This is a genomic window from Ventrimonas faecis, from assembly GCF_040096075.1.
Lineage (GTDB): Bacteria > Bacillota > Clostridia > Lachnospirales > Lachnospiraceae > Brotaphodocola > Brotaphodocola faecis.
This window is the reverse complement of record NZ_JBBMFJ010000004.1, coordinates 26,846-50,170: the sequence shown is the minus strand read 5'-3', so window position 1 is coordinate 50,170 and position 23,325 is coordinate 26,846. Positions and strand designations below refer to the sequence as shown.

General features: G+C 50.8%; 22 protein-coding genes, 1 tRNA gene and 1 other annotated feature. Of the genes, 4 read left to right on the top strand and 19 right to left on the bottom strand.

Features of this window, described 5'->3' with window-relative positions; genetic code table 11:
* Nucleotides 1-24: 24 nt before the first annotated feature.
* The 5 genes from WMO41_RS03275 to WMO41_RS03255 all read right to left on the bottom strand — a co-directional run bounded on the left by WMO41_RS03275 (nt 25) and on the right by WMO41_RS03255 (nt 5,017).
* Nucleotides 25-822 carry an MBL fold metallo-hydrolase gene (locus tag WMO41_RS03275; RefSeq protein ID WP_349228545.1) on the bottom strand — a complete coding sequence of 266 codons (798 nt, stop codon included), beginning with the start codon at nt 820-822 and terminating at the stop codon, nt 25-27.
* Nucleotides 823-835: 13 nt separating this feature from the next.
* The gene (gene coaE / locus WMO41_RS03270) at nt 836-1,441 is read right to left on the bottom strand and encodes a dephospho-CoA kinase (RefSeq protein ID WP_349228544.1); all 606 of its coding nucleotides are present in this window, start codon (nt 1,439-1,441) and stop codon (nt 836-838) included.
* 1 nt (nt 1,442) lies between these two features.
* Nucleotides 1,443-1,898 (bottom strand): SseB family protein, encoded by a 456-nt coding sequence (locus tag WMO41_RS03265; protein ID WP_349228543.1) that lies wholly within the window; start codon nt 1,896-1,898, stop codon nt 1,443-1,445.
* 104 nt (nt 1,899-2,002) lie between these two features.
* Nucleotides 2,003-4,651, bottom strand: coding sequence for a DNA polymerase I (polA, locus tag WMO41_RS03260; RefSeq protein WP_349228542.1), 2,649 nt, complete (start codon nt 4,649-4,651; stop codon nt 2,003-2,005).
* Between the two features lie 24 nt (nt 4,652-4,675).
* Nucleotides 4,676-5,017 (bottom strand): zf-HC2 domain-containing protein, encoded by a 342-nt coding sequence (locus tag WMO41_RS03255; RefSeq protein ID WP_177292225.1) that lies wholly within the window; start codon nt 5,015-5,017, stop codon nt 4,676-4,678.
* Nucleotides 5,018-5,268: 251 nt separating this feature from the next.
* On the opposite strand from WMO41_RS03255, the gene WMO41_RS03250 reads away from it, so the two are divergent.
* The 4 genes from WMO41_RS03250 (at nt 5,269) to upp (ending at nt 8,333) form a co-directional block, all read left to right on the top strand.
* Entirely contained in the window at nt 5,269-6,465 is a 1,197-nt protein-coding gene (locus WMO41_RS03250) for an LL-diaminopimelate aminotransferase (protein WP_349228541.1), read from the top strand.
* A gap of 83 nt (nt 6,466-6,548) precedes the next feature.
* Nucleotides 6,549-6,631 (top strand) — tRNA-Leu (locus tag WMO41_RS03245).
* A gap of 200 nt (nt 6,632-6,831) precedes the next feature.
* Nucleotides 6,832-7,680: a hypothetical protein gene (locus tag WMO41_RS03240; RefSeq protein WP_349228540.1), complete on the top strand. Its 849-nt coding sequence runs from the start codon at nt 6,832-6,834 to the stop codon at nt 7,678-7,680.
* 23 nt (nt 7,681-7,703) lie between these two features.
* Nucleotides 7,704-8,333 carry a uracil phosphoribosyltransferase gene (gene upp / locus WMO41_RS03235; RefSeq protein ID WP_177292228.1) on the top strand — a complete coding sequence of 210 codons (630 nt, stop codon included), beginning with the start codon at nt 7,704-7,706 and terminating at the stop codon, nt 8,331-8,333.
* 81 nt (nt 8,334-8,414) lie between these two features.
* Here the strand turns inward: upp and WMO41_RS03230 are convergent, their stop codons facing one another.
* From WMO41_RS03230 to WMO41_RS03165, 14 genes are all read right to left on the bottom strand, one after another.
* Nucleotides 8,415-9,086, bottom strand: coding sequence for an acyltransferase (locus tag WMO41_RS03230; protein WP_349228539.1), 672 nt, complete (start codon nt 9,084-9,086; stop codon nt 8,415-8,417).
* A 101-nt stretch (nt 9,087-9,187) separates the two neighbouring features.
* Complete coding sequence (locus WMO41_RS03225; protein WP_349228538.1) at nt 9,188-11,239, bottom strand: DNA topoisomerase; 2,052 nt, start codon at nt 11,237-11,239, stop codon at nt 9,188-9,190.
* 20 nt (nt 11,240-11,259) lie between these two features.
* Nucleotides 11,260-12,003, bottom strand: a complete 744-nt coding sequence (locus WMO41_RS03220) for a peptidoglycan recognition protein family protein (protein ID WP_349228537.1) — start codon at nt 12,001-12,003, stop codon at nt 11,260-11,262.
* A 126-nt stretch (nt 12,004-12,129) separates the two neighbouring features.
* On the bottom strand, nt 12,130-12,981 hold the full coding sequence (gene xerA, locus WMO41_RS03215) for a site-specific tyrosine recombinase/integron integrase (protein WP_494338423.1): 852 nt from the start codon (nt 12,979-12,981) through the stop codon (nt 12,130-12,132).
* 262 nt (nt 12,982-13,243) lie between these two features.
* On the bottom strand, nt 13,244-13,768 hold the full coding sequence (locus WMO41_RS03210) for a hypothetical protein (protein WP_349228535.1): 525 nt from the start codon (nt 13,766-13,768) through the stop codon (nt 13,244-13,246).
* A 69-nt stretch (nt 13,769-13,837) separates the two neighbouring features.
* A complete protein-coding gene (locus WMO41_RS03205) occupies nt 13,838-14,428 on the bottom strand; it encodes an NUDIX hydrolase (RefSeq protein ID WP_349228534.1) in 591 nt (196 codons plus the stop codon).
* Between the two features lie 27 nt (nt 14,429-14,455).
* The gene (gene proC, locus WMO41_RS03200; RefSeq protein WP_349228533.1) at nt 14,456-15,253 is read right to left on the bottom strand and encodes a pyrroline-5-carboxylate reductase; all 798 of its coding nucleotides are present in this window, start codon (nt 15,251-15,253) and stop codon (nt 14,456-14,458) included.
* A 115-nt stretch (nt 15,254-15,368) separates the two neighbouring features.
* A complete protein-coding gene (locus WMO41_RS03195; RefSeq protein WP_349228532.1) occupies nt 15,369-17,057 on the bottom strand; it encodes a DEAD/DEAH box helicase in 1,689 nt (562 codons plus the stop codon).
* Nucleotides 17,058-17,325: 268 nt separating this feature from the next.
* The gene (locus tag WMO41_RS03190) at nt 17,326-18,162 is read right to left on the bottom strand and encodes a hypothetical protein (protein WP_349228531.1); all 837 of its coding nucleotides are present in this window, start codon (nt 18,160-18,162) and stop codon (nt 17,326-17,328) included.
* A 21-nt stretch (nt 18,163-18,183) separates the two neighbouring features.
* A complete protein-coding gene (locus tag WMO41_RS03185) occupies nt 18,184-18,876 on the bottom strand; it encodes a response regulator transcription factor (RefSeq protein WP_118533675.1) in 693 nt (230 codons plus the stop codon).
* Complete coding sequence (locus tag WMO41_RS03180) at nt 18,851-19,966, bottom strand: sensor histidine kinase (RefSeq protein WP_349228530.1); 1,116 nt, start codon at nt 19,964-19,966, stop codon at nt 18,851-18,853. The genes WMO41_RS03185 and WMO41_RS03180 overlap by 26 nt, the downstream gene beginning before the upstream one ends.
* Before the next feature lie 74 nt (nt 19,967-20,040).
* The gene (locus tag WMO41_RS03175; protein ID WP_177292156.1) at nt 20,041-20,814 is read right to left on the bottom strand and encodes an ATP-binding cassette domain-containing protein; all 774 of its coding nucleotides are present in this window, start codon (nt 20,812-20,814) and stop codon (nt 20,041-20,043) included.
* Nucleotides 20,807-21,691, bottom strand: a complete 885-nt coding sequence (locus tag WMO41_RS03170; protein WP_349228529.1) for an ABC transporter permease — start codon at nt 21,689-21,691, stop codon at nt 20,807-20,809. Before WMO41_RS03170 ends, WMO41_RS03175 begins: the two co-directional genes overlap by 8 nt.
* A 44-nt stretch (nt 21,692-21,735) precedes the next feature.
* Nucleotides 21,736-22,827, bottom strand: coding sequence for an ABC transporter substrate-binding protein (locus tag WMO41_RS03165; protein ID WP_349228528.1), 1,092 nt, complete (start codon nt 22,825-22,827; stop codon nt 21,736-21,738).
* Nucleotides 22,828-22,977: 150 nt separating this feature from the next.
* Nucleotides 22,978-23,230, bottom strand: a binding site (T-box leader).
* Between the last annotated feature and the right edge of the window lie 95 nt (nt 23,231-23,325).

The window sequence follows — 23,325 nt, the reverse complement described above, 5'->3', positions numbered from 1 at the left end:
CATTTGTATAAAAGTATTTATGGTCTACAGATTGATAATCTGTGACATCTCATCCCGTTTTGCAACTTCAATCGGAAAATCCTTCGCCTTGTATGGCGTATCCCCCTGATCAATCTCGAAACGGACGGTCTCATAGGCCAGCGCTTCGTAATTGTTTTCCTTGCTCAAATGCCCCAGTAAAATGTGTTTTAATTTGTCATTCAGAATATAGTTCAAAAGGCGCCCCGCATTCTCATTAGACAAATGTCCATGGTCCCCTAAAATGCGGCGCTTTAAATAGTATGGATAAGGCCCTGTCTCCAGCATGTTGACATCGTGATTCGCCTCTAAAAGAAGCGCGTCCAGATTCTGGAGATGGTCAATGATGTACTGGTCAAAATGACCCATATCCGTTGCCACCGCCACGCTTTTATTCTCATAGCTGACCCGGTAAGCCACCGGATTGGCCGCGTCATGATGGATGGAAAACGGTTCCACGGTAAGATCCCCGATCTGAAAATCCGCATCCGGCAGAACCGGATGCAGAAGCTCCTTCGGATACTCCCCCAGTTTGGTGTTGGCAGCTACTTCTTCCAGAGTCTCTTTTGTTCCGTAAATCGGCACATGGTGCTTTCTGGCGAGAACGCCCAGCCCCTTGATATGATCGGAATGCTCATGGGTGATGACCACTCCGTCCAGCTCTGAGCCCTTCAGGCCAATCTCATTTAATCCCTGCTCAATACGCTTGTTGCTGATTCCGGCATCCACCAGGATGTGGGAATGGTCAGAGCCTACGTAAATGCAGTTTCCGCTGCTGCCACTGGCAATGCTTACTAATCTCATCTGTATGTTTCCTTTATACTTCTTCCGGACCGTTATCATAACCGGTCTTTTTCAGGATCTGCCGGATCTGCTGCCGGGATTCTTCCAGGCTGCCACTGTTATCAATGACAAAATCCGCCAGTTCCAGAAAGCGGCTCCGGTCCGCCTGGTTTTTCATGATATCCAGGCATTTTCCCCGGGAATAGCCGCGATTTTCCATCAGCCGCTGAATGCGGATCTCATCCTGCGTATCCACATAGAGCAGATACTGACAGACCTCCCGGCTGCGCTCATCAAAGAGTGCCGCCTCCACAACAATCAGGTCTGCGCTGCTTTCCCGGATCTGCCGTTTGATCTCATTCCAGGTAAGCGGATGGATCAGGGCGTTGACACGTTTTAACGCTTCCGGATTTCCAAAGATCCGCTCCGCGAAGCCCTTGCGGTCCAGCGTGCCGTCCTTCTGCAAAATCCCGGTGCCAAAGAGACTGACCAGGCCGGCCAGTCCCGGCTGACCGGGATCTTCCAGTTTCCGGGCCACAAGATCTGCCTGGATCATCTGCGCGCCGTAATCTTTTGAAAACAGCTCAAGGATCCGGCTTTTACCGGCTCCTACTCCGCCGGTGAGGCCAAGTACCATCATATTAGTTGCCCATCTTCTCTCTCATTTTGGTTTCATGCTGCTGCAGTAAGGATAACAGAAGCTGCTTGGAAATGCTGATATTCTCGCCATAAGGGTTGATTACAAAACCCTTTAAGTCATTGACCTGACGGATCAGGATGTTTCCAAAGTCTTCCATGGTCATGATCAGTGCCTGGTCATGGCTTCCGTCCTCATTCCATTTGGAATATTCGTCCATATCGGTAAAAGCAAGATAATATTTCTCTCCTGCGGTGTTGGTAATGCTCTCGAAACGGATCCAGGTAGACGGTCCCTTCTTCTCAGTCAGAACAGTCTGCTTCTGGATCGGAGAAAGCAGGCGTGCCTCCATCAGGGCTGCGGCCATCTGGCTGCGGGTGATGAAATCGTCATGCTTTAACATCTCCTGAAGCGCTGCTACCAGCTTCGGATTCTTAACATTCTCAGAATTTTGACTCATTTTATTCATAGGAAAAACCTCTCTTTTCTTCTTGCTTGTGACTTCGCCCAGCTCGTGATACGTCACTCGCTTTCCTCGCCGTTCGCCACATTATAACACATAATTTATTTTGCGTCCAGCCAGTTATCTCCAGTGTGGGCTTCTACCTCCAGGGATACTTTTAAGTCTGCTGCATGCTTCATGCGGTCTGTCAGAATCTGTACCACCTGCTCTGCCTCATCCCGGTGGGTCTCCACCAGAAGCTCATCGTGAACCTGTAACACAATGCGGGAGCGCAGGTGTTTCTCTCTCAGTTCCCGGTCCACCGCGATCATGGCCAGCTTCATGATGTCTGCTGCCGTTCCCTGAATCGGGGAGTTCATGGCCACACGCTCGCCAAAGGAGCGCTGCATGAAGTTGCCGGATTTCAGTTCCGGAATGGGGCGTTTGCGTCCGTACATGGTGGTGACATAGCCCTGCTCTTTTCCAAGCTTTACCTGTTCATCCAGAAACTGCTTGACACCCGGATAGGTCTCAAAATATTTGTTAATATACTCCAGTGCCTCCTTCCGGCTGATGCTTAAGTCCTCGCTCAGTCCAAAGGCGCTGATGCCATAGACAATGCCGAAGTTGACCGCCTTGGCGTTGCGGCGCTGCAGCGGCGTTACCTCTGCAAGCGGTGTGTGGAACACCTCGGAAGCCGTGATGGCATGAATATCCTGGGCATCCCGGTAGGCGTTTATCAGGCGTTCATCGCCGGACATATGGGCCAGGATACGAAGCTCAATCTGGGAATAGTCCGCGTCCACAAACACATAACCATCCTCCGGCACAAAGACCTTGCGGATAGCCCGGCCAAGTTCCATGCGCACCGGAATATTCTGCAGGTTCGGCTCCGTACTGCTGATGCGGCCCGTGGCCGTGATGGTCTGGTTGAACTTTCCGTGGATCCGTCCGTCCTCTCTTATAAATCCGGCCAGCCCCTGGGCATAGGTGGAATTTAATTTGGTCAGCTGACGGTACTCCAGAATCTTCTGAACCACCGGATACTCCGGTGCCAGCTTCTCCAGCACATCCGCCGCCGTGGAATAACCGGTCTTGGTCTTCTTTCCATGAGGCAGCTGCATCCGTTCAAAGAGGATTTCTCCCAGCTGTTTTGGCGAATTGATGTTAAACTTCTCTCCAGCCAGCTCGTAAATCTCCTGCTCCAGCGTAGCAATCTTTCCTTCCAGCTGCTCTCCGTAAAGCTTTAACTGTTCCTTATCCACCCGGACGCCGGCCTGTTCCATGTGATACAGGCTGTAGATCAGCGGCATCTCCATCTCGCGGTAAAGCTTCAGCATGCCTTCCTTTTCCAGCCGTTCTTTTAATACGCCTGCTGCCTTGCAGGCCACATAGGCCATGTAACAGCCGCAGGTCACAGCTTCCGGAAGCTCCTCCTCCAGTGCCTTCGCAAGGCTCTGTTTTCCAAGTAAATCCGTTTTGGACGGCACGGTCATGCCAAGGTAATCCCTTGCGAGATCATCGTACTCGTAGGTATCTTTTAATGGATTGAGCAGATATCCAGCCACGCCCATATCCACCACTGCGCTGCCGTAATCCAGATTCAGATACGGAAGCTGGGATTTTAAATCCAGCACAGCCACCGGCTCCAGTGCCGGATCACGCTTTGCGATCAGTTCTTCCAGATGATCGCAGAGATAGTTTCCGGTCAGAAACCCGGCTGCCGGGATGGTGTAGATTTCTTCCTCACCAATGCAGACAGTAAGGCCCGCCACCTGATTTTCAGCCAGAATCAGCTGACAGCCCACCTGTTTTGCGCCTTTCGCCTTCTCAAAAATCTGCTCTGCTCCGGACAGATCCTCCACGCTCCAGAAATGCTCCTCCACCGAGTTTCCGCCCATATCCTGCACATCAAAACGGGCCAGAATGGATTTAAATTCCAGACGCTTCATGTACTGGTAAGCTTCCGGGGTATAGAGATTTTCAATTTTCGCATCTTCATATGCAAAGGGGATCGGACAGGTAATGCAGATCTGAGCCAGTTCCTTGCTCATGACCGCCATATCGTAATGCTCCTCCAGTGCCTTCTTTGCCCGCGGCGGCTTCACCTCTTCCAGGTGCGCGTAGGCATTCTCGATGCTTCCATAGGCCACGATCAGGTTCGTGGCCGTCTTTTCTCCAATGGAAGGAACGCCTGGAATGTTATCGGAAGTATCGCCCATCAACGCTTTCACATCGATAAATTCCGTCGGAGTTACCTGATATTCCCGTTTTACATCCTCCGGATAATAATCGTGAATCTCCGTCGTACCGCGGCTGGTCTTCGGAATCCGGATCTTGATGTGGGTATCGGCAAGCTGTAACAGATCCCGGTCCCCGGATACTACGGAAACCTCCTCACCCTCTGCCTGGCAGCGCTTGGCAATGGTTCCCAGAATATCATCCGCCTCGTAGCCAGCCATAGTCAGAATCGGCACACCCATAGCCGTAAGTACCTCTTTCATCAGAGGCACCTGCTCATGCAGCTCCTGGGGCATCGGCTTTCTGGTTCCCTTATAGTCCGCGAACATCTTGTGGCGGAAGGTCTGCTCCTTTAAATCAAACGCCACCGCCAGATGATCCGGCTTCTCCTCCTCCAGAATCTTAAACATAATATTGAGGAACCCGTATACCGCATTGGTATGAAGTCCCTCAGAATTTGTCAGTTCCGGCACCCCGTAAAACGCACGGTTCAAAATGCTGTGCCCATCTATTAAAACCAGTTTTCCCATGGTTTCTCCTTTTCCTGTTTGTTACTATCCCTGAATCCAGATACGGATCTGCATAAAAAGCATGATCAGAACAGAAGCCACGTTCAGTGTGTTGGCTGCATAGCAGATAACCTTTCGGAGCCGTGCGGTGCGCACCGTAAGCCAGGCATTCTCCATGCTTTCCTCCAGAGATCCCGTAATGTCGTAGACACCGTTTCCGCTGTCCAGCTGTCTTAAACCCACTGATACCGTGTAGTAGATCTCCAGTTCTTCCCTGCAGGCCGGGCAATTCTTCACATGCTTCAAAAACTGTTCCAGCTGCGTTTCATCCAGCTGATGGTTGATATAGGGCATGACCATTTTTTCAATTTCCCTGCATGAAGCCATCCTGCCGCCTCCCGTCTCTTTATGGTTCTTTCCGTCCGCTTCTTTCCCGGCGTTTCGGAAATGCCCACCATATTTTCTTCACTTCTGTTCCCGTGAATACATACCATCATACAATACTCCGCTTAATTTTTCAATTTCTTCCTTTATTTATTTTGCGCCAGATTGACTTGATTTTTATTCTTTGCTAAAATTACTTTCATTATGAATACCGGTCCCCATTTATCCGGTCATACGAAAGGAAGGATCCCCACATGCCTAAATTAAATGAACATTATCAGGATTTAAAGGAAAGTTATCTTTTTGCGGAAATTGCGCACCGCGTTGCTGCCTACGAGGCCGAGCATCCGGACGCTAAAATCATCCGTCTCGGAATTGGCGATGTTACGCTCCCATTAGGAGACCTCGCCATCAAAGGCCTGCACGAAGGTGTGGACGCCATGGCTTCCGCTGAAACCTTCAAGGGCTACGGCCCGGAACAGGGCTACAGTTTCCTGCGCGATGCCATCTCTGCTTACTACGCAAGAAACGGTGTCTCTGTAGACACAGCCGACATCTTCATCTCCGACGGGGCCAAGAGCGACACTGGCAACATTTCCGAACTGTTTGACACCGACAATGTCATCCTGATTCCGGATCCGGTTTACCCGGTTTACGTGGATTCCAATATCATGAATGGAAAGAACGTCACCTACTTATCCGGAAACGCAGAGAACAACTTCCTTCCGATGCCGGATCCATCCGTGCATGCAGACATCATCTACCTCTGCTCCCCGAACAACCCGACCGGCGCTGTCTATAATAAAGAACAGTTAAAAGAATGGGTCGATTACGCGCTTGCCAACGAGGCAGTGATCCTCTTCGACTCTGCTTACGAGGCCTTCATCTCCGATCCGGAGCTTCCACGCAGCATTTACGCCATTGAGGGTGCAAAAAAATGTGCCATCGAGTTCTGCTCCCTGTCCAAGACCGCAGGCTTCACCGGAACCCGCTGCGGCTACTGCGTAGTTCCCCGTGAGCTGGTGTTCACCGCGTCCAACGGTCAGGAGATGTCCCTGCACGCTATGTGGAACCGCAGACAGTCCACCAAATTCAACGGCACCTCCTACATCATCCAGAAGGGCGCCGCTGCAGTCTTCACGGAGGAAGGCATGGCACAGTGCCGTGAAAACATCGCCTACTATCAGGAAAATGCCCGCATCATCGCAGACACCCTGAAACGCAGAAATATCCGTTTCTTTGGCGGCGTGCACTCTCCTTACATCTGGTTTGAATGCCCGGACGGCATGGAGTCCTGGGAGTTCTTTGACTATCTGTTAAACAACGCCCAGGTGGTCGGAACCCCTGGCGCAGGCTTCGGAGAAAATGGAAAGAATTACTTCCGCCTGACCTCCTTCAACAACCACGAGAACACCATCGCAGCCATGAAACGCTTCGAGCATCTGTTTTAATTGTAGATTCAATAGACACAAATATTTGAAAAATCTCTTGCAAAGCGCTGTTACTTATGCTACAATATTTTTTGCGTAAGCAAGCCGGCGTGGCGGAATGGCAGACGCATCAGACTCAAAATCTGACGGGGGCGACCTCGTGCCGGTTCGAGTCCGGCTGCCGGCATCCTTGGCAGGGGCAGGAGCTTCGGACCACTGTTTTCAGTGGTTCGGAGCTCTTTCTTTTTGATTCTGTTTTCTTTCCTCTTTTTACGAATTTCTTATTTTGTTTTCCACACCTGTATTTCTTCCGGACTTTGCGTTATAATGTAAGGAACACACAAGAACCAGAAAAAACCAATCATTTTCTACATGAAGGAGAACACAATGATACCAAAGAAATTAAAATACACGCTGGCCATTACCCTGCTGGCGCTCAGCACAGCCTGCCTCGCCACCGGGTGCAAAAAGAAGCACGATAAGATTGACCTCTCCGGAAGCCAGGCATCGGAAGGCACGGTTCAGACCGCTCCGGCTTCCGCCACAATTGCAGAAACAGAAAGCAGCTCCAATATCACCATTGAACCAGGCATTGAAAACGCCCAGTCCCAGGGTACTTCCGCAGGTGGCTCTGCCGCTGCCCTTTCCCTGTCTGTTCAAACAGACACCTATCAGAATGGAAACATTTCCATTCAGTATCCGGTCATTTCCGACCATTCTGTAAAGGCTGGCATCAATGAATATCTGAAAGAAAATGCCCTTGCCATTTTAAAGGCCTGGGAAATAGATGAAGCCAGAGACACCATGAATATTACCTGTAAAATCCTGTCTGCCACCAAAAACCGTATCACGGTCCGCTACGATGGCAGTGTTATGACCGATGGCGGCATGCACCCCACCGCTGTGTTCTACACAAACACGGTAAACTTAAGCTCCGGCTCTGATATCGGCCTTTCCTATCTGGCTGATCCGGCCACCCTCGCCTCCTATGTGCTGTCCGACGACTGCACCTTCCCGGAAGCGGATGCCGAAACGATAGCCGCAGCGAAAACATTTCTGAAAGAGGAAAATCCAGCTTACTATACCGGCCTCTTCCAGAACGCAGATTTTCCTTATCAGGGAACATTCCCGGAATCTTTCAGCTATGAATATGAAGGTTCTGTTTACTTCTCCCTTCCAGTGCCGCACGCTCTGGGAGATTACATTCTGGCTGCCTACACTCCGGAAAACAAATAAAAGAAAGACGAGGATTTTACCTTATGGAAAACGTAACCATTTTTGACCACCCGCTGATCCAGCACAAAATTTCCATTCTTCGGAATAAGAACACCGGAACCAACGAGTTCCGTTCCCTGATTGAGGAGATTGCCATGCTTATGGGCTATGAGGCCCTGCGCGACCTTCCAACCGAGGAAGTGGAAATCGAAACTCCGATTGAAACCTGCATGACCCCGATGATTGCCGGAAAGAAGCTGGCCGTTGTCCCAATCCTGCGTGCCGGACTCGGCATGGTAAACGGTATCCTGGCTCTGGTACCAAGCGCAAAAGTCGGACATATCGGCCTGTACCGCGATGAAGAGACCCATGAGCCGCACGAATACTACTGTAAACTCCCAACTCCAATTGACCAGCGAACCATCGTAGTCACCGACCCGATGCTGGCCACCGGCGGATCCGCAGTGGCTGCGGTAGATTTCATCAAGCAGCACGGCGGAAAAAACATCAAGTTCATGGCCATCATTGCAGCGCCGGAAGGACTGAAACGCCTGCATGAAGCACACCCGGATATCCAGATTTATGTAGGACATCTGGATCGCTGCCTAAATGAAAACGCCTACATCTGCCCAGGACTGGGAGATGCCGGCGACCGGATCTTTGGAACCAAATAAAAATTTAATTTGTGTACAGAAAATGCCGGAAGGCGCCATTTGGCGCCGCCCGGCATTTCCGTTGCTTTCCAATATTGTTATTTACTGTCTCTTCGCAACCTCTCCCTGCTGTTTGTAAATAGAATCTGCATCTACTGCGGTGCGGACGCTGGAGAGCGGGTAGACGCTGCTATTCTTACCGATAACAGTTCCCGGATTTAATACAGATCCGCAGCCTACTTCTACGCAGTCACCGATCATGGCGCCAAATTTCTTTAAGCCGGTTTCGATGTCGCCATCTTCTGCGTGTACTTTCACCAGCGCCTTATCGGAGCGGACGTTGGAGGTGATGGAGCCTGCGCCCATGTGTGCCTTGTAGCCCAGAATGGAGTCGCCCACATAGTTGTAGTGCGGTACCTGAACGCCATCAAACAGGATGACATTCTTTAACTCGGTGGAGTTGCCTACCACAGCACCCTTGCCAACAATAACTTTTCCGCGGATGAATGCGCAGTGACGCACTTCTGCCTCCGGTCCGATGATCACCGGTGCGATAATGCCTGCGGTCGGTGCGATATGGGCGGATTTGTGGATCCAGATGCCCTCTGCCGGGTTTGCGTACTCGTCCTTCGGAAGAGTCTCGCCCAGACGCTCTACAAAATCACCGATGTGTGCCAGAGCCTCCCACGGATAGGTAAACTGCTCTAACAGTTCTTTCGCCATGGTGTTCTCCAGGCTGTACAGGTCACTGATTTTCATTTCTTCTTTTTTCATGATCATATCCTCTTTTCTTTCTTAAAGATATATACTCAGCTGCCTTTGAAAACTGCAGGAGATTTTCTGTTCTGTATGATTCTTTTTCAGACCAGGGCGTCTTACTTTTTCGAGTAGTTCTGCCCGGCTGCCTCAAAATATTCCCTAAGCTGATACTGATTATTCAGGCGCAGAACCCCATAAGTCCGTCCTGCCACAAAGCGTTCCAGCTTTTCCATATATTCATCCTGGGTGATGGAGCCTTCCGCCACATAGGTAAGGCCCTTCTCCCAGCTTGCCGTCAGTTCCGGGTTCAGAAGCTGGCGGATGGACGCGCCCACCACATCAAAGACCAGCTCTCCCAGAAGCGTCGGTGTGATGATCTGAGTCTTGCCGTTTAATGCCAGATATTTGATATTGACCAGCTTTTTCAGAATTTCCGCGCGGGTCGCGCTGGTGCCGATGCCGCTGCCCTTGATCTGGGCGCGGAGTTCTTCATCTTCAATGAGCTGTCCCGCGTTCTCCATAGCCAGGATCATGGAACCGGAAGAATAACGCTTTGGAGGAGAGGTCTCCCCTTCCTTGATGGCAAAGCCGTCCACCGGAAGCTGCATGCCCTTTTTCAGGGAAGCCAGCATGGCAATGAACGCCGGATTCTCCAGATCTTTTTTGTTGGTTTCCGATTCGTCCCTGTCATCGCTCTCTCCATCCGGTGCCTGACTGCCGGAAGCTGCGGCATCATCCGCTTTTTTACGCTTCGGCACCTCTGCCACCTTTAAGTAGCCCGGCTCGGTAAGCACGCGGAAGCTGGTAAAGAAATGCTCCTGTCCGCAGGTTAATTCCAACGCATACTTCTGGTAAATGGCCGCCGGATAAAAGATGCTTAAGAATCTTCTGGCGATCACCTCGTAGATTTTCATGCACAGCGGAGAAAGGCTGCGCATGGCACCAAATCCCTGACCGGTCGGCACAATAGCATAATGGTCGGTGATCTGCTTATCATTGACATACCGGGTCTTCGCAAGCCCCTGATAGGAACCCTGATCCAGAACTTCCTGGGCAAAACCGCGCATCGGCTCAAAGTTGCGCAGGCCACCGATATTCTTGGTAATTTCTTTCGCCACTGCGGTAGACAGAACGCGGGCATCGGTACGCGGGTAGGTCACCAGTTTTTTCTCGTACAGTTCCTGCACGACCTTCAAAGTCTCATCCGGGCTGATCTTGAACATTTTGGAGCAGTCATTCTGAAGCTCCGCCAGGTTATAAAGCAGCGGCGGATTTTTCGTTTCTTTCTTGCGCTCCACTTTGCTTAAGGCACCCGCCAGCGGGTCTGTTTCCTTCAGCCGGGCAATGAGTGCTTCCGCATCCTCCCGCTTCTTAAAACCATTTTCCTTATATAACTTCGGAGACTGGAAACAGCAGGAACCATCCACGCTTCTCCATTCCGCGTCAAACTTCATATCCTGGGATAAAAAGGTACCGATCACCCGGTAGAATGGTGTCTTCACGAAATTGCGGATTTCCCGTTCCCGGCGTACCACCATGCCCAGCACGCAGGTCATGACACGGCCCACGGAAAGCACCGTGCGGTCCGCTTTTAAAAAGGCTGAGATCGTGGGACCATACTTTAAAGTCAGCAGACGGGAAAAGTTAATGCCCATCAGATAATCTTCTTTCGCCCGAAGATAGGCGGAGGCCGCCAGATTATCGTACTCGCTCCAGTCCTTTGCTTCCCGGATACCGCGCAGGATCTCCTCCTCCGTCTGGGAATCGATCCAGACACGTTTTCTGGTTTTTCCCTTCACTCCGGCCATCTGGTCCACCAGGCGGTAGATGTACTCTCCCTCCCGTCCGGAGTCGGTGCAGATATAGATGGTATCCACATCCGGCCGGTTTAACAGGCGGCTCACAATGGCAAACTGCTTTGAGACGCCATCGATCACCTGGTATTTAAATTCCTTTGGCAGAAACGGCAGCGTCTGCAGGCTCCAGCGCCGCAGAGCCGGGTCATATGCCTCGGGATAGCTCATGGTCACCAGATGTCCGACACACCAGGTCACCACCGCGGTATCGGACTCAATGTAGCCGTCCGACCGTCTTGCGGAAATCTTCAGCGCGTCCGCAAACTGCTGGGCCACACTGGGTTTCTCCGCTATGTATAATGATTTTCCCATAAAATCAGGATTCCTTTCTGTTATTCTGCCTTTGCTTCCTTAATGCCGGCAGCCAGCTTCTTTTTCAGTGCTCTCCAGGCATCTTCGTGCTCTACATAATATTTTGGACAATTCTTTCCGCTCACATCGTGATGGCGGATGATATGCTTCTCATTCAGGGACAATTCTTTACAAAGCCATCCCGTCAGTTTTGCCAGGGATTTGATCGTGGCATCAGTAAAACGTCCATCTGCATCCGGATGGCAGCACTCGATTGATACCGTATCGTCATTGCGCGGATAATTGCCATACGCCACTTCATCCAACGGAATGCACTGCAAAATCGTTCCGTCAGATCCAATGATGTAATGGCTGCTGGCCGATACCGTCTTTGATCCGCTCTGGTCTTTCAGGCCCTCAAAATAATCCCGGTTCTGTTTTGCGCCCGTGCCCGGATTGGCCACATAATGGATAACGATGTCCCGCACACGTTCCCGCTTCGTTCCTGGTCTGGAGTAAGGATTTACGGTCAGGAAATCCTGGGTATACCAGTCCGGCGCCTGAATTTCAGAAAGATGCTGCTCCGGTTCCCGGTTCTGGCTCCGGTAAAGCAGCATGCCTCCCGCAATCAGGATGGCCAGAAGCAAAACCGCGTCCACGGCAATGAGAAGCCTCATGGAACGACCGCTCTGCCTCTTACTTTGCCGTACCGGCTTTGCGTCTGGTCTGAAACGCACCCGCATATCCGACTTTCTGCCTCTTTCGTTTTCATCCTCCCGTGCCATACCACATCCGCTCCTTTGTATACAAACCTTGTTTCAGTATATCACAATTTCCAAGTCGCGAGAACTGTTTTCCCGGGAAAAGAATACAGGCGCACGAATCCGCGACGCCTGTAAGTTTTATTTCACTTAATGCTGTTTCTGGATATAGCCCTGATAAGCCAGTGTAGTTGCCAGATCCGCATGTCCGAGCATAGTCTGCACTGCCTGAATATCCGCGCCACTGCTGATGAGATGCGCAGCAAAGGAATGGCGCAGGGTGTGAGGCGTGATATCCACCTGGATTCCGGCCTTGTCTCCGTAATATTTTACAATTTTCCAGAAGCCCTGACGAGACATTTGCTTTCCGCTGCAGTTGGTAAAGAGCCAGGAGGACTCATTTCCTTTTAAAAGTTCCGGTCTGGCCTTCTCCAGATAGGCCCGCAGATACTGGTTTACCTTTTTGTCAAAGGGAATCACCCGCTCCTTCTCCCCATCCCGGCAGGTAAGAAAGCCCACCGCCAGATTCACGTCCTGAAGCTCCAGTCCGATCAGCTCGGATACCCGGATTCCCGTGGCGTAAAGGAGTTCCAGCATAGCCTTGTCCCTCACTTCTTTGGTTCCCTCTCCCTCCGGCTGCTCCAGAAAACGGTTTACTTCTTCCACCGTAAGGATAACCGGAACCTTTTTCTCGATCTTCGGTGTTTTCAAAAGCTCAGCCGGATCCCGGCGGATGTTTCCCTCCATCAGTTCATAGTGGAAGAATGCTTTTGTCGAGGCCAGAATGCGGGAAATGGTGGTGGTAGCCTTTCCTTTTCGTTCCAGATAGGAAATGTAGGAGTTCAGACAGGTTCTGGTTACCTTGGCCGGTTCTTCAATTCCCTGGCGCTCCAGATACTCCTTAAGCTGCCTTAAGTCTCTCTGGTAAGATACTACAGTATTTTTAGATGACTGTTTCACATCCTCAAGATAATGGATAAAAGACTCTATCTCTGTCGTCATATTCTTAAACTCCAACTCCCCAAAAACGGTATTTCCCGCCGCTTCCGCAGTGATGGGCCAGAGCTGTTTCCCACCCCAAAAATCCCATAAAACCTGCATATTCCGGCAATGTGAATACCATTATATCCGCATTTTCCTATAAAATCAAACACATATTTCCCACTTTTTTGACCGTTCCGGCATGATTGACATAAAAAATACAACATGTTGGAGACGTGGTTCTTCCTATCTCAACATGTTGTAAGTTTTGCATTGTATTTTTTTAAAACAATTTTAAGATCAGCGGACTGATGTAAAGCTCCATCCAGATTCCGGCCGCCAGCAAAAAGACCGTGATGCAAAACAGGCGTTCTTTCTGTACCGGCCGGTCCGATCTCCCACGAATCAGCAGCAGAAACAAACAGGGCAGATAGGCCAGATCCTGTGGAAAACCACAAGCCAGAAATAACAGCCCTCCAGACACACCGCGGCTCCACACCAGAAGGCTTAAAAGCACTCCTCCGCAAAAACCTGCGGCAATACCAAGAAACAGACTGCCTGCCCTCCGAATCCTGCAGCGCATTATGCCATATACAGCTGCTGCCTGCAAAACGCGCAATGCCAGAAGGCTGATCCGCCCGGTACGGCCCCGCTCAGAGACCTTTGCCCAGCAGCCAGCCATCCCCTGATAAAGCACTTCATAATTTACGATATCCCGGTAAAACAGGCCATTGCACAAAAGCACTGCAAGCAGCCATCCGGCCAGAACTGCTGCTGCAAGGACAGTTATGGAACGTTCCAGTCTCATAAAAACTCCATCGTTTTTTCTATCCTATGCGCCTTCCCGAACCCGGTATTCAGATTTTTCAGGATGACCTTACTTTCCGTATTTCGCCGCGTAAGCCATAATCGCCGCTACGGTCTTGGCATCGGTCATCTTGCCGGCATAAATAAGCTTCTGGAGGTCCTCCACGCTCCAGCGCTCCACGTTGATGACCTCATCCTCATCCAGATGCTGATGGGACGGAATCAGGTTACGGGCTACAAACACGTCAATGGCCTCATCGCAGAAGGCAACGGTGGTATTTAAGCTCATCAGATATTCCAGCTTCTCGCAGCGGTATCCGGTCTCCTCCTCCAGCTCCCGGTAAGCGCACTCAATCTTCGGTTCATCCGGCGCATCCAGCTTGCCAGCCGGAATCTCCAGCGTCTCCCGGTCCAGGGCATTGCGGTACTGGCGCACCATGAGAAGCTGCCCGTCATCTGCCACAGCTACCACAGCCGCTGCCCCGTCATGATGGATGTAATCCCAGTGGGCCTCATGTCCATTCGCGATCACGGTGTCCTCATATATCTTTAAAATATTTCCGGTATATTTCAGCTGACGGTCTTTGCGGATGACCGGTTCAATTTTTGCCTTGTTCTCCGGCTGGCCTGCCTTTTGATTCTGTTTTTCTTCCACACTCATGATGAATTCCTCCGTTTTCTGAATTTCCTACTGGATTCCCTTACATTTTGCGTAACAGGCATCCGTTGCCTTGATCACAGCATTGCGCATGCCATATTCCTCCAGAGCCGCCACACCGGCAATGGTAGTTCCGCCAGGTGAGCAGACCTTATCTTTTAACAGACCAGGATGTTCTCCCGTCTCCAGCACCATCTTCGCGCTGCCAAGCACCGTCTGGGCCACCAGCTTATAGGCATCTGCCCGCGGGATTCCATATTTTACGGCACTGTCTGCCAGTGCCTCAATGAACATGTATACATAAGCCGGCGAACTTCCACTGGCACACACCACCGCGTCCATCAGCTTTTCATCCACCACGGTCATGCGGCCAAACGAGGTAAACAGCTGCTCGATCCGCTTTTCTTCCTCTGCGGAAAACAATGTTTTGTCGTAGCAGACTCCGGTCATGCCCTCTCCCACCAGAGCCGGTGTATTCGGCATAGCCCGGACAATGCGGCATTTCTTCCCAAAACGTTCCTGAAGATTCGCAATGGTAATCCCCGGTGCAATGGAAATGATGATCTGGTCTTCCGTCACTGCATCCCGGATTTCCCCGATGACCGTATCAAACTGCTGTGGCTTTACCGCCAGCACCAGGCAGGAACTCTCCTTTGCGCAGGTTTCATTGTCCGCTGCGTAAGAAACTCCGGTTTCTGCTGCCACCTGTTCCATATGTGCTTTATTCCTCGCTGAAAAAATGAGCTGATCCGGCGCTGTGGTCTTTAAAAGGCCTTTTAAGATCGCGTAACCCATGTTGCCCATGCCAATAAATCCAAACTGTTTCATGTCCGTGTCCTCCTGTCTATATATAATAACTGATTGTAACATAAAAGGCGCGTAGTTTCCATACGCGCCTTCGTGTTTCTCTTTGTATTCTGTTTTCCGTTCAGAAAATTCCTGCTTATCTTCCGTTTGCCGGTTCCATATGAATGGATTTTCCTTTGATGCGGGCATTCTTCATGCACTCAAGTACTTCCTCTGCGCAGTCCTGCGGAACTTCTACAAAGGTGTACTTATCGTACATGTCAATGCTTCCCACCAGACGGCCGGAAATGCCAGACTCGCCTGCGATGGCGCCCAGGATATCACCCGGTTTTACCTTCTGGTCTTTTCCGATATTGATAAACAGGCGGGCCATATCCGCGTCATCCTGATTCTTTCTGCCGCGGCCATTTCGTCCGTCTCTTCCCTTGCCATCTTTTCTGCCACGACCATTTCCGCGGTCACCACGGTCACGTCTGGAATCCAGATCATCTAAAGATCTTGCCGGACGGTTGTCGAAGATGATGTCCTCGTTCTCCTCGCCCATGTTCATGCGAAGCAGTGCTGCTGCCAGCTCCAGGGAAGTGTAATCCTCCTCTAACAGCTTCTTCTCGATGATATGGGAAATGCGATTTAAATCCATATCTGCCAGAACTTCCTTCGCCTGATCCAGGATTTTCTCTGCCTTAATTTCGGTGATGTCATCCAGAGACGGGATTGCCTGCGGAATGATCTTGGTCTTGCAGTAACGCTGAATATCGCGCAGCTTGTATACCTCACGGCCTACGACAAAGTTAAATGCGATACCCTCGCGGCCTGCACGGCCGGTACGGCCGATGCGGTGTACATAGTACTCGTCATCCTGCGGGATGTCATAGTTGAATACTGCCTCTACATCATCTACGTCGATACCACGGGCTGCCACATCGGTTGCCACCAGAATCTCAGTGCGGCCGTTACGGAAGCTGTTCATAACACGGTCACGCTGTACCTGCTTTAAGTCACCATGCAGTCCCTCGGCAAAGTAACCGCGGCCCTGCAGCTCCGTTACCAGCTCATCTACCTGCTTCTTGGTATTGCAGAACGCTACGGAAAGCTTCGGCGCATACATGTCAAGCAGACGGCACATCACCTCGACCTTGGTCTTCGGCTTTACTTCATAATAATACTGGGTTACCTTCGGTACGGTCAGCTCTTTCTTTACAACCTTCACGATCTGCGGATCCTTCTGGAAGTTCTCCGCGATCTTCTGGATGGCTGCCGGCATGGTAGCGGAAAACATCACGGTCTGGCGCTCCTCCGGAAGCTGGCTTAAGATGGTCTCCATATCCTCTAAGAAGCCCATGTTCAGCATCTCATCTGCCTCATCCAGCACAACGGTATGTACCTGATCAAACTTCACGGTCTTGCGGCGCATATGGTCCATAACACGGCCCGGAGTACCGATAATGATCTGGGTACCGTCCTTTAAGCCGCGGATCTGGCGCACGATGTCCTGTCCGCCGTAAATCGGCAGAATCTTGATGCCATGCATATATTTTGCCAGGTTGCGGATCTCATCTGCCACCTGGATAGCCAGCTCGCGGGTCGGGCAAAGAGCGATGGCCTGCAGTTTTTTCTTCTTCGGGTCGATCTTCTGAAGAAGCGGGATACCAAAGGCTGCGGTCTTACCGGTTCCGGTCTGAGCCTGTCCAATGATGTCATGGCCTTCCATCTCCACCGGGATGGCCTTCGCCTGAATCGGGGAAGCCTCCTCAAAGCCCATGTCGGTCACGGCGCGCAGGATGCGGTCATCTAACTGTAACTCTTCAAATTTTACTGTTTCCATTCATTTTCCTCATTCTATTTACAATCTGTTTTCGGGTTTCCGAAAGTTTGTTCCAGTGGGGGAACACCTCGGTCTCAGGCATGCAAACACCTGCCACCGACAGATTTTTGCACACAATCACATGAAAAAAGAAGATTCAGGATGGTATTCTGAATCTTCTTCAGCACAATTTTGTATTCTAACATACGGATTTTGGAATGTCAATTTTCTTTTCGAGTGCAATCTGGCAGTGTGCAATCTGGCAGAACACTCCGGATACTGCTGGTTTTCACAATTCCTGGAAGTTTCCCTCCGGCGACAGTCCCTGGTTCGTTCCATAGGTATTATAAATCTGCTCAAATGTTCCCTTCGGCGCCTGCGCGATAAACGACGCGCCGCTGCCATACTTACCGTACAGCTTCATGATCTGGGCCATCTGATCTTTCTCGATGGCTACACAGCCGGAGGTGTAATTCTTAAACTCACCGGAGCAGTGTAAGAACAGCGCGGAACCCTGATTTTTAATGCCGTTCGGATTGAATCCGGCATCTATGGCGTAATCGTAATATCCGGCATAGCCGCTGCTGCCGACCCGCTCGCCTTCTTTGGAAAGGTCACGGCTCATCTTGTTGGTGTCATCCTCCCAAACATAAGTGTCATCTACCTGAATATAATCGGAAGGGAACCCCTCCAGGGCTTTGGCCTGACCGAAGGGGGTATTCATTTTAAATACACCGATTGGCGTGGTCTTGTCACCGGAATGGCGGTGGCTGCTCATGCCGTTCATGCCGAGATGCCCGGTGGTCTCCAGCCGTTTCTCCCAGGTTCCTGCCGCGCTGCTCCGCTCAAAAGCGTAAACATTACAGCCAGTACCGCCGGTTCCTTCCACGATCACCAGTACCCTTGCTTCTTCCGGAAGCACAAAGCGTGATGCGTCCGCTGTTCCTGCCTGGGCTGATACTGCTGCCGTATCTGTTTTATTTTCCATCTGATTTCCTGCCTCCCCGCTTCCGCTCTGCTGCGGTGCGTCAAAACTAATATTTGCCTGGCTCTGTCCGCCTCCCGCTGTCAAAACCGGCGCGGACAAAATTGCCGCTGCCATATAAATTCCTGCATGGATTCCCATACGTTATCCTCCGTTTCCTTATTATACCTTGAACCGGTATCCCACGCCCCAGATGGTCTCAATATACTGCGGTTTCGCAGTATTGAACTCGATTTTTTCACGAATCTTTTTGATGTGCACGGTTACCGTAGCAATATCTCCGATGGAATCCATATCCCAGATTTCCCGGAACAGTTCTTCCTTCGTGTATACATGGTTCGGATTCTGGGCCAGGAAGGTTAAGAGGTCGAACTCCTTGGTGGTAAAGTTCTTCTCCTCGCCGTTCACCCAGACTCTGCGGGCGGTCTTGTCGATTTTCAGGCCGCGGATCTCAATGATCTCGTTCTCCGGGCTTCCGCTTCCGATCAGGCGCTCATAGCGGGCCAGATGGGCTTTGACCCGAGCCACCATCTCACTGGGGCTGAAGGGCTTGGTCATGTAATCATCCGCTCCCAGGCCCAAGCCCCGGATCTTGTCGATATCGTCCTTCTTTGCGGAAATCATGATGATGGGCGTGTTCTTGACTTCCCGGAACCGCTTGCAAATCTCAAAACCGTCCATGCCCGGAAGCATCAGGTCCAATATCAGAAGATCAAAATCTTCGTTCAAGGCCCGCTCCAGGCCCACATCTCCCTGCTCCTCCAGTTCTACTTCAAAACCGCTTAACTCCAGATAATCCTTCTCAAGCTCCGCGATGCTGGTCTCGTCTTCAATGATCAGAATTCTGCTGCTCATTTTGTATCACCTCCTGATATTTTCTCAGCACAAAATGCATCTCCGTGCCGATTCCTTCTTTGCTGGTGGCCCAGATACGGCCGCCATGATCTTCAATGATCTTCTTCACAATGGAAAGGCCGATGCCGCTTCCGCCCTTGGACGAATTCCGTGAAGAATCCGTGCGGTAGAACCGGTCAAAAATATAAGGCAAATCCTTCGTGGCAATGCCCCGGCCGTTGTCCTCGATCTCTACCTGAATGAAATCGCCCACATCCTTGATGCGGATGTTGATGATACCCTTTGGCTTATCCAGATATTTGACGGAGTTGCTGATGATGTTATTGATGACACGCTTCATTTGCTCCGCGTCGGCAATAACCTCCACGTCTTCATTGACATAGTTAAAATACCCCAGTTCGATGCCCCGGGATTCCATATCCAGACCAACCTCCTCCGCACAGTCACGGAAATAGCTGTTGACATTGATCTTATTGAACGTGTACGGAATCTTGTTGGTGTCGATTTTGGAATAAAAGGTCAGCTCGTCAATCAGCCGGTCCATGTCGTTGGCCTTGTTATAGATGGTGCGGATATATTTGTCCAGCTTCTCCGGTGAGGAAGCCACGCCGTCCAGAATCCCCTCCACATAGCCTTTGATGGCCGTAATAGGCGTTTTTAAATCATGTGAAATATTGCTGATGAGCTCCTTATTTTCATTATCATACTGGATTTTCTGCTCCGCGCTCTCCTTTAAGCGGATGCGCATCTCCTCAAAATCCTGGCACAACTCCCCGATTTCATCATCTTCCTCGATATCCAGGGTGAAATCCAGATTGCCGTCCCGGATCTTGCGGGTCGCTTCCTGAAGCTTGCTTAACGGCCGCAAAATGGATCGATACACCCAGATGGTCAGGGAACCACAGATAAACATGAGCATCAGCACAGCCGTGATTATCAGCTGAGCCACCATCGTTTTTACTTCCGGTCCGAACTCGTCCATCCGGTAGACCATAAACAGACGGCCTACCGATAGCATGAGCCCCACAAACAGAATGGGAAGGACGCTGAATGTTACAAAAGCAATGGCAAGACGCGTTTTTAATTTCATAAAAAATACACCTCTCTCTACTAAATAACAGTATAGCACAAGAGGTGTATTCCGTGTATAAAAGTATTCTAAACTCAGTTGCCGCATTCAATGCTGATTTCATTGAACTTATCCAGGATGTGCTCAATCTGGATCTGTTTCTTTTCCTCACCGGCCTTGTCAATGATGGCGTGCCCCTGATGCATCATCAGCAGGCGGTTGCCGTACTCCACGGCGTAACGCAGATTGTGGGTAACCATGATGGTGGTGAGATGTTTCTCTTTTACCACCTTGTCGGTCAGTTCCATAATGATGTCTGCGGTTTTCGGATCCAGCGCTGCGGTGTGCTCATCCAGAATCAGGAACTCAATCGGAGTCATGGTGGACATGAGCAGTGCCATAGCCTGGCGCTGGCCGCCGGAAAGCACACCAACCTTCACATCCATCTTATCCTCCAGTCCCAGTCCCAGCATATGAAGCTGTTCCCGGTAAAACTCCACCCGCTGACGGTTGGTGCCCGGGCGCAGGTTAAAGGGCTTGCCCTTGTTATCTGCCAGAGCCATATTTTCCAGAATGGTCATGGACGGACAGGTTCCCATAGCCGGGTTCTGGTACACGCGGCCAATGCGTTTCTGCCGCTTAAACTCCGGCATGTTCGTGATATCTTCATTTCCGATTTTAATCTGTCCTGCATCCAGCGGAATGCTTCCGCAGATTAAGTTCAGCATAGAGGTCTTGCCGGAACCGTTGGATCCCACCACCGATACAAACTGCCCGTCTTCAATAGAAAGGGAAAAATCGTTGAACAGGCACATCTCATTGACCGTACCCGCATTGTAATATTTATGAATGTGGTTTAACTCAAGCATGTGCCTTTACCTTCCTTTCCTTTCGGTTGCTGGCAACCAGAATAATCAAGAACAGGACTGCTGTGATCAGCTTTAAGTCCGATGCCGCCATACCCAGGGCAATAGCCAGGGATACGCAGGCCTTGTAAACGATGGAACCGAAAATCACTGCAGTGGTTGCCTTCACGCTGCGGAACCGCTTTAACAGTTTGGTTCCGATGATAACGCTGGCCAGGCCGATGACCATAGTGCCGGTACCGGTGCTGACTTCGAAGAATCCTTTCTGCTGGCAGTATACACAGCCAGCCAGAGCTACAAAGCCATTGGCCAGAGCCAGGCCCAGAATCTTGACCATGCCCTTATCCTTTGCCAGGGAAGTAACTAACACCTCGTTGTCGCCAACTGCCCGCAGCAGATATCCGGCGCGGGTCTTTAAGAAGAGGTCCAGCAGCAGTTTGCAGATCAGAACGATCACAAACAGGATGATGCTCACCAGATACGGATCCAATGCCGCTGGTACAACTGACTCCAGAAACGCGTTCTCAAAAATGGTTTCCTTGCTGAAGATCGGCAGGTTTGCCTTTCCGGCAATCCGGAGGTTCACAGAGTAAAGCGCTGTCATCATGATGATGCCCGAGAGAAGATCCCGCACCTTCAATTTAACATGGATCAGGCCGGTGATGCATCCGGCCAGCAGTCCTGCCGCAAAGCTTAAGACCAGAGTCAGGGCCGGATGTACGCCCTTTAAGATCAGCATGGCTGTGACAGCCGCTCCCATCGGGAACGTGCCGTCCACAGACAGATCCGGGAAATCCAGGATTTTGTAGGTAATATATAAGCCGAGTGCCATGATCGCGTAGATCAAACCTTCCTCGATGACGCCAATGATGATAGACATGTGTTTCCTCCGATTTCTAAGGACTTCTTTCTATTATATAAGTCCTAGTTGGTTGTAATCTCATCGAACAGTGCTGCCGCATTGTCGGAAAGCTCTGCCGGAATGGTGATGCCAAGATTTTCTGCTACTTTGTTGTTGCCGTAGAAAGCTGCCTCTTCGATGACTTCGAAATTCATCTCGCTTGCTTTCTTCTCACCCTTTAATACTTTTGCTGCCATCTTACCGGTCTGCTCGCCAAGGCTTACATAGTCCAGTCCAACTGCTGCCAGGCAGCCGATCTTAACCTGCTCGATCTCACTTCCGAATACCGGAATGTTTTTCTTTGCTGCCTTATCCAGAATAACCGGAAGGGAGCTTACTACGGTGTTATCGGTTAAGTTGTTGATGCAGTCTACTTTCTCTACCAGGGCATCTGCTGCTAACGGGATGTCTGCGGTAGAAGAAATGCCGCTCTCTACGATCTCAAAGCCATACTCCGGTGCTGCTTCCTTGTATTCTTCGATAGCGGAAACAGAGTTGATCTCGCTGGTGCTGTACATGATGCCGATGGTCTTTGCATCCGGAAGCATGGTACGGATCATCTGTAACTGGCTCTCAACCGGAAGCTTATCACTGGTACCGGTGATCTCACCAACCGGAGTTCCGTCTGCGTTTGCAAGCTCTGCCAGAACCGGATCAGTCACTGCGGTGTAGATAACCGGAACGCCTGCGTCCTTCGCTGCGCTGTAAGCGCTCTGGGCGATCGGAGTTGCAATGGCACAGATCAGATCTGCTTTCTTGGAAAGGAAGTTGTTCATGATCTGGCTTGCGGTGCCGCCGTCTGCCTGTGCGTTCTCGTAAAGGACAGTCAGGTTCCTGCCTTCCACAATGCCCTCATCTGCCAGGCCCTGTAAAAATCCGGTACGGCAGTTGTCTAAGGAGCCGTGCTCCGCGAACTGGCCAATGCCTACGGTGTATTCGCCATCTGCAAGCTCCACACCTGCTGCTTCTGTGGTAGTCTCCTCGGATGCTGCCTCTGCGGTGGTCTCTGCTGCTGTTGTATCTGCTGCGGTGGTCTCTGCGGTCTTGCTTCCGCATCCTGCTAACGCCATCATTGCTGCCATTGCTGCTGCCATAACCTTCACACTTTTTCTCATAATCTTTTCCTCCTGTTTGCCTTTCGGTTTTTCATTGTTTTCGTAACTCTTTCGTTTCTTCACAAGGACAACCTTTTTCGGCCGGATGCTTATTTTTCCAACCGGTGGTTTATGGAACAAAAAAAGTCTCAAATACAGATTTCACTCTGTATTTGAGACGAATTTACTTAATCCGCGGTACCACTCAAATTGGTTTGCACCCACTCACCCATATACTAACATATACGCCGCCAGGTAACGGTTGCGGTTTCCGTCAGTCCCTACTCCCTGCTATGTGTTTTACTCCGGTTTCAGATCTGCCCTCGAAAGTCCATTCAGCAATTCCGTCCATACTGCAATCCCACCGCCTGCAGCTCTCTGTGATATCAGCGAAGTGCTTACTCCTCTTTCTCATCGGTTTGTCTTTGTTGGTACTTATCATAATGCGGCAGAACGGATTTGTCAACCACTTTTTTCAGACAATGATCAATCAGTCCTCTGTCTACGTTACTGGCTAAA

Coding starts and splice junctions, on each gene's coding strand:
- WMO41_RS03275 (WP_349228545.1), bottom strand. CDS start 822: ATGAGATTAGTAAGCATTGCCAGTGGCAGCAGCGGAAACTGCATTTAC.
- coaE (WP_349228544.1), bottom strand. CDS start 1,441: ATGATGGTACTTGGCCTCACCGGCGGAGTAGGAGCCGGTAAAAGCCGG.
- WMO41_RS03265 (WP_349228543.1), bottom strand. CDS start 1,898: ATGAGTCAAAATTCTGAGAATGTTAAGAATCCGAAGCTGGTAGCAGCG.
- polA (WP_349228542.1), bottom strand. CDS start 4,651: ATGGGAAAACTGGTTTTAATAGATGGGCACAGCATTTTGAACCGTGCG.
- WMO41_RS03255 (WP_177292225.1), bottom strand. CDS start 5,017: ATGGCTTCATGCAGGGAAATTGAAAAAATGGTCATGCCCTATATCAAC.
- WMO41_RS03250 (WP_349228541.1), top strand. CDS start 5,269: ATGCCTAAATTAAATGAACATTATCAGGATTTAAAGGAAAGTTATCTT.
- WMO41_RS03240 (WP_349228540.1), top strand. CDS start 6,832: ATGATACCAAAGAAATTAAAATACACGCTGGCCATTACCCTGCTGGCG.
- upp (WP_177292228.1), top strand. CDS start 7,704: ATGGAAAACGTAACCATTTTTGACCACCCGCTGATCCAGCACAAAATT.
- WMO41_RS03230 (WP_349228539.1), bottom strand. CDS start 9,086: ATGAAAAAAGAAGAAATGAAAATCAGTGACCTGTACAGCCTGGAGAAC.
- WMO41_RS03225 (WP_349228538.1), bottom strand. CDS start 11,239: ATGGGAAAATCATTATACATAGCGGAGAAACCCAGTGTGGCCCAGCAG.
- WMO41_RS03220 (WP_349228537.1), bottom strand. CDS start 12,003: ATGGCACGGGAGGATGAAAACGAAAGAGGCAGAAAGTCGGATATGCGG.
- xerA (WP_494338423.1), bottom strand. CDS start 12,981: ATGACGACAGAGATAGAGTCTTTTATCCATTATCTTGAGGATGTGAAA.
- WMO41_RS03210 (WP_349228535.1), bottom strand. CDS start 13,768: ATGAGACTGGAACGTTCCATAACTGTCCTTGCAGCAGCAGTTCTGGCC.
- WMO41_RS03205 (WP_349228534.1), bottom strand. CDS start 14,428: ATGAGTGTGGAAGAAAAACAGAATCAAAAGGCAGGCCAGCCGGAGAAC.
- proC (WP_349228533.1), bottom strand. CDS start 15,253: ATGAAACAGTTTGGATTTATTGGCATGGGCAACATGGGTTACGCGATC.
- WMO41_RS03195 (WP_349228532.1), bottom strand. CDS start 17,057: ATGGAAACAGTAAAATTTGAAGAGTTACAGTTAGATGACCGCATCCTG.
- WMO41_RS03190 (WP_349228531.1), bottom strand. CDS start 18,162: ATGGGAATCCATGCAGGAATTTATATGGCAGCGGCAATTTTGTCCGCG.
- WMO41_RS03185 (WP_118533675.1), bottom strand. CDS start 18,876: ATGAGCAGCAGAATTCTGATCATTGAAGACGAGACCAGCATCGCGGAG.
- WMO41_RS03180 (WP_349228530.1), bottom strand. CDS start 19,966: ATGAAATTAAAAACGCGTCTTGCCATTGCTTTTGTAACATTCAGCGTC.
- WMO41_RS03175 (WP_177292156.1), bottom strand. CDS start 20,814: ATGCTTGAGTTAAACCACATTCATAAATATTACAATGCGGGTACGGTC.
- WMO41_RS03170 (WP_349228529.1), bottom strand. CDS start 21,691: ATGTCTATCATCATTGGCGTCATCGAGGAAGGTTTGATCTACGCGATC.
- WMO41_RS03165 (WP_349228528.1), bottom strand. CDS start 22,827: ATGAGAAAAAGTGTGAAGGTTATGGCAGCAGCAATGGCAGCAATGATG.